Annotated in this window: 1 protein-coding gene; it reads left to right on the top strand. The window is 41.4% G+C overall.

Annotation, left to right across the window (positions count from 1 at the left end):
• Complete coding sequence (tuf, locus tag J3U59_RS11940) at positions 1-1,185, top strand: elongation factor Tu (protein ID WP_267334586.1); 1,185 nt, start codon at positions 1-3, stop codon at positions 1,183-1,185.
• Positions 1,186-1,190: the final 5 nt, after the last annotated feature.

The raw sequence follows: 1,190 nt of genomic DNA on the forward strand, positions 1-1,190 counted from the left end.
ATGTCTAAAGAAAAATTTGAACGTACAAAACCCCACGTTAACGTTGGTACAATCGGCCACGTTGACCATGGTAAAACAACTTTAACTGCTGCAATTACGTCTGTACTTGCTAAAAAATACGGCGGTCAAGCTCGTGCATTCGATCAAATCGATAACGCACCAGAAGAAAAAGCACGTGGTATTACCATCAATACTTCACACGTTGAATACGATACACCAACTCGTCACTACGCACACGTAGACTGTCCGGGCCATGCTGACTATGTTAAAAACATGATCACTGGTGCGGCACAAATGGACGGCGCTATCCTAGTAGTAGCAGCAACTGACGGTCCTATGCCACAAACTCGTGAGCACATTCTATTAGGACGTCAAGTAGGTGTTCCTTACATCATCGTATTCTTAAACAAATGTGATATGGTTGATGATGAAGAATTATTAGAATTAGTTGAAATGGAAGTACGTGAACTTCTATCTCAATACGATTTCCCAGGTGATGACACACCAGTTATTCGTGGTTCAGCGTTAAAAGCGTTAGAAGGCGATGCAGCATGGGAAGACAAAATTGTTGAATTAGCTGAAGCGTTAGACAGCTACATTCCAGAGCCAGAGCGTGATATCGACAAACCATTCCTATTACCAATTGAAGACGTATTCTCAATTTCAGGACGTGGTACAGTAGTAACAGGTCGTGTAGAGCGCGGTGTAATCAAAGTAGGTGAAGAAGTTGAAATCGTTGGTATCAAACCGACTACAAAAACAACTTGTACTGGTGTTGAAATGTTCCGTAAATTACTTGACGAAGGTCGAGCAGGTGAAAACGTAGGTGTATTACTACGTGGTACTAAACGTGAAGAAATCGAACGTGGTCAAGTATTAGCTAAACCAGGTTCAATCACACCACATACAGACTTTGAATCAGAAGTTTATATTTTAAGTAAAGAAGAAGGCGGACGTCATACTCCATTCTTCAAAGGTTACCGTCCACAGTTCTACTTCCGTACAACTGACGTAACAGGTACTATCGAGTTACCGGAAGGTGTAGAAATGGTAATGCCAGGCGATAATATCAAAATGACAGTATCATTAATTCACCCAATTGCGATGGCAGAAGGTTTACGTTTTGCGATTCGTGAAGGTGGCCGTACTGTTGGTGCGGGTGTTGTTGCTAAAGTTATTAAATAATTTTA

It is taken from the genome of Gilliamella sp. B3783, from assembly GCF_026536125.1.
Taxonomy (GTDB): domain Bacteria; phylum Pseudomonadota; class Gammaproteobacteria; order Enterobacterales; family Orbaceae; genus Gilliamella.

Excerpts from the sequence above, each read along its gene's own strand:
- tuf (WP_267334586.1), top strand. The coding sequence starts at position 1 with ATGTCTAAAGAAAAATTTGAACGTACAAAACCCCACGTTAACGTTGGT.